Origin of the sequence: Gordonia sp. (in: high G+C Gram-positive bacteria) (genome assembly GCF_052106715.1) — a bacterium.
In the GTDB taxonomy this organism is placed as follows: domain Bacteria; phylum Actinomycetota; class Actinomycetes; order Mycobacteriales; family Mycobacteriaceae; genus Gordonia.
In genome coordinates, this window is sequence record NZ_JBQEDL010000075.1 from 1 (window position 1) to 3,541 (window position 3,541).

A 3,541-nucleotide genomic window follows, 5' to 3' on the forward strand; every position below is an offset into this window, starting at 1 on the left:
GAACGTACAGCGTCCGCCGAGCGGACCGAAGCCGTCACTGTAACGCCGGGACGGGCGAGCGCGAACGCTGATGCCACGACCCCTGAGCCGCAGGCGAGGTCGACGGCTGTCGAAGCGTCCGGCACTGCCTCGTCGAGGACGTCGAGCAGGAATCGCGTGCCGATGTCGATCCGGGTGCCGGCGAACACGCCGCCGTGCGCTGCTACGGTCAACCCTTCGTGAGTCTGAACCCGCGGCCATGCGGCGAGTCGGTCGGCGACCACCTCTCGTCGTGGGCCGCGCGCGAGGAGGACCCGGGACTTCTGTCGCGCGTGACTGATGTCCACCCGCTCGAAGGATTCGAGCAGCACGTCGTTCATCTGTGTGGACATGTGCTTGATCCGTCCGCCGGCGACGACCACCACGTCGGGAGCCGCGTACGCGGCGACTAACGCGGACACCTCGGCTAGCCGGTCGAGGGCTCGCGGGAGCCGCATCATAACCACGCGAGCACCGTCGACGAGGTCCGGCGTGAGATCGTGCGCGCGGTATCGCGGTCCGCCGAGCCGATCGGCGTTCGAATCGAGCGCTCGGCTGCCCGTCACCAGGTCCTGGTGGACGCGGACGTCGACAGCCTCCGCGCCGAGAGTCAATGCGCCATACGCGTCGTCGATCACCGATACCGTTCCGGCGGGTGCCTCGGCGAGCCACGGTCCGGCCTCGTCGAGGATCAGCCGGTCGGCGGCGTCCGACGCCGACAGGCTCGGCCCGTCGACATCCGGGAAGCGCCTCAACTCCTGCAGATCCACCACCGCAGACTACCGAGAGCACGCCTCATGCCCCGGTGGCGGTGATCGAGGCCGCCCGTACCATGACGTCATGGCCTCTGTACTCGCCGTCTGTGTCGTTCGAACCCTTCGCCCGGATTCGGGCCGGTCAGGAGTTACGGCGATAGATAAAGGGCCGGTCGACGGGCGCGTGAAGGTGAGCGACTACGGCTTGTACGCCGACGTCCAGGCCGATCGTAAGCATCACGGCGGACTCGACAAGGCGGTCTACGTCTACGCGCAGGAGGACATCGATTTCTGGGAGGCCGAGCTCGGCCGCGACATCCCGTACGGCTTCTTCGGAGAGAACCTTCGGACCGAGGGTCTTGACGTCAACGGCGCCAAGGTCGGGGAGCGGTGGCGCATCGGTTCGGACGTGATCGTCGAAGTCACGTCGCCTCGCATTCCTTGTCAGACGTTCTCCCGCTGGATGGGCGACGACAGCGACGGCTGGGTGAAGCGCTTCGCGCAGGAGCGTCGTCCTGGACCGTACCTGCGCATAGTCAAGCGCGGGTCGATCGGCGTCGGCGACGAGATCAGCGTGCTCGAGGTACCCGACGACGCACCGACGATCAGATCCCTAGCGATCTGACTTCCTGCCGTCAGACGTCATCGTCTGCGACAGGTCCGCCTTCGCCCTCCCAGGCCTCGATCATCCGCACGCCGGTGCGCGTGAACTTGCGGCGCACTCCGACGCCGCCGAACTCGTCCTCGGGAACGAATCTCGCACCGTAGGTAGCGAGCGCATCAGTCAACCGTTGGATCTGCGTCTCATCGAAGACATCCGCGCCCTTTTCGTACTCGCGTAGCGCATCGGCATCGAGGTCAGCGCTGCGGGCGATAGTGCGAACCGACACCTGGCAGAGGTGGCGAGCGGCGCGTGCGAGTGAGCTGTCCATATGGAATTCGATAGCTGGCATGCCTCCATCATGCATCGGGCGAAACCGACTTCCGTGCAGACCGATCAGTTTGCGGATCTGGTCGGGTCTATACATCTGACGGCATCCAGCAGAGATGCCGCGGAACCGGAGGAATCCTCATGCACAAGATGATCTTCGTGAACTTGCCCGTCGTCGATCTCGACCGGTCGCGCGACTTCTTCGAGTCGATGGGCTACTCGTTCAACGACAACTTCTGCGACGGCAACGCCCTCGCGCTCGTCCTGGGTGACGCGATCGTCGCAATGCTGTTGCAACGCGACACCTATCAGACCTTCGTCCCGCAGAAGGTGGTCGTCGACCCGCTAACGTCGAGCGGCAGCATCGTCTGTCTCAGTGCAGAGAGCCGCGAGGACGTCGACCGGCTCGTCGACAAGGCCATGGCAGCGGGCGCGACGGTCGGCGACACCGAGGAGCACGGATTCATGTACGGCCGGTCGTTCTTCGACCTGGACGGGCATGCATGGGAGATCATGTGGATGGATCCGGCCGCCGCCGAGGTCGGTCCAGAGAACTACGTGGCCCAAGAGTCCTGACCCGCATCCGACCGAAGAGACACACGATGACTGACGAACGGTCCTTCGAAACGGCTACCGCGGTGTACCGCGCGGAACTCCTCGTGCACTGCTACCGGATGCTCGGCTCGACGACCGATGCCGAAGACGTGCTGCAAGAGGTATACCTGCGTGCGTGGAAGGCGTTCCACAGCTTCGAAGGGCGTTCGTCGGTCCGCACGTGGATGTACCGGATCGCCACCAACACGTGCCTCACCGCATTAGAAGGTCGATCGAGGCGTCCTCTTCCGACCGGCCTCGGCACCGACGCCTCCGACCCACGCGTTCCGGTCGTCGCCGACGAGGAACGTCTCTGGCTGCAGCCCCTGCCGGACGTCGCCGTGGCCGACCCGTCGGACGCCGTCGTCGCCCGAGAGAACGTCGGCTTGGCGATGATCGCAGCGATGCAGGACATGCCCCCGAGGCAACGTGCGGTGCTGATCCTGCGTGACGTGCTGGCATTCTCCGCATCGGAGACGGCCGACCTACTCGACATGAGCGTCGCGGGGGTCAACAGCGCGCTCGCACGCGCGCGCAGAACCATGGGCGACGGGACGCGACGTGACGGGCGGCGAGCCGATCAACTCACCGACCGCGAACAGGCGGTGTTCGCCGAGTTCTGTCGAGCATTCGAGGACCACGACGTCGACGGACTGGTCGGCGTCCTCGCCGGAGACGCTGTCTGGGAGATGCCGCCGTTCCCCGGCTGGTATCGGGGCGCTGCCGCGATCGGGGAACTCACGACACATCAATGCCCCGCGAACCAGCCCGGCGATCTTCGGATGATTCCGACCGTGTGCAACGGCCTGCCCGCGGCGGGGATGTACATGCGGGACGGGGAGGTCTGGAAACCCTTCCAAATCGACGTCGTCAGCATCGTCGACGACGAGGTCACCCACGTCGCGGCCTTCTTCGGCGCGGAGTTATTCCAGTTGGCACAGCTGCCCGCGGTCTTGGACGCAGCGGCGTCCGTCGCCGACTGACCCCCCGATTTGGCAACCCGGTCAGACGTGTGTAACTTATTCGAAGTCAGCGCGACACCGCGCAGACGCTTCCGCCCGACCAGGGCAGACGACCTCGACGATGCGTGCTTCGCCTCCGGAAACGGAGTACAAGCGCGTGTAGCCGACGGGAAGAGCATCTGGTAGGTTGGGAAGGTCGGCCTGAATTTGGTTGGCTAATAATTTTTGCTTGCTGGTGTTCGGTCTGCTGTGTGTGGGTTGGTGCTGGTGGGTGTGTGTTC

Annotated in this window: 5 protein-coding genes; 3 read left to right on the top strand and 2 right to left on the bottom strand. The window is 65.2% G+C overall.

The features are described from left to right. On the bottom strand, nt 1-788 hold a 788-nt coding region (locus ACTIMF_RS19010; protein WP_442351844.1), incomplete at its 3' end, for a methyltransferase. 70 nt (nt 789-858) lie between these two features. Between ACTIMF_RS19010 and ACTIMF_RS19015 the strand changes: the two genes are divergently transcribed. Beyond that, a complete protein-coding gene (locus ACTIMF_RS19015) occupies nt 859-1,398 on the top strand; it encodes an MOSC domain-containing protein (RefSeq protein ID WP_442351845.1) in 540 nt (179 codons plus the stop codon). A 10-nt stretch (nt 1,399-1,408) separates the two neighbouring features. Here the strand turns inward: ACTIMF_RS19015 and ACTIMF_RS19020 are convergent, their stop codons facing one another. Then, entirely contained in the window at nt 1,409-1,726 is a 318-nt protein-coding gene (locus ACTIMF_RS19020) for an XRE family transcriptional regulator (protein ID WP_442351846.1), read from the bottom strand. Between the two features lie 119 nt (nt 1,727-1,845). Between ACTIMF_RS19020 and ACTIMF_RS19025 the strand changes: the two genes are divergently transcribed. Together ACTIMF_RS19025 and ACTIMF_RS19030 are read left to right on the top strand one after the other, a co-directional pair. Then, complete coding sequence (locus ACTIMF_RS19025) at nt 1,846-2,280, top strand: VOC family protein (protein WP_442351847.1); 435 nt, start codon at nt 1,846-1,848, stop codon at nt 2,278-2,280. Between the two features lie 26 nt (nt 2,281-2,306). Beyond that, a complete protein-coding gene (locus ACTIMF_RS19030; protein ID WP_442351848.1) occupies nt 2,307-3,281 on the top strand; it encodes a sigma-70 family RNA polymerase sigma factor in 975 nt (324 codons plus the stop codon). The last annotated feature ends 260 nt before the right edge of the window (nt 3,282-3,541 follow it).

Coding starts and splice junctions, on each gene's coding strand:
- ACTIMF_RS19015 (WP_442351845.1), top strand. CDS start 859: ATGGCCTCTGTACTCGCCGTCTGTGTCGTTCGAACCCTTCGCCCGGAT.
- ACTIMF_RS19020 (WP_442351846.1), bottom strand. CDS start 1,726: ATGCCAGCTATCGAATTCCATATGGACAGCTCACTCGCACGCGCCGCT.
- ACTIMF_RS19025 (WP_442351847.1), top strand. CDS start 1,846: ATGCACAAGATGATCTTCGTGAACTTGCCCGTCGTCGATCTCGACCGG.
- ACTIMF_RS19030 (WP_442351848.1), top strand. CDS start 2,307: ATGACTGACGAACGGTCCTTCGAAACGGCTACCGCGGTGTACCGCGCG.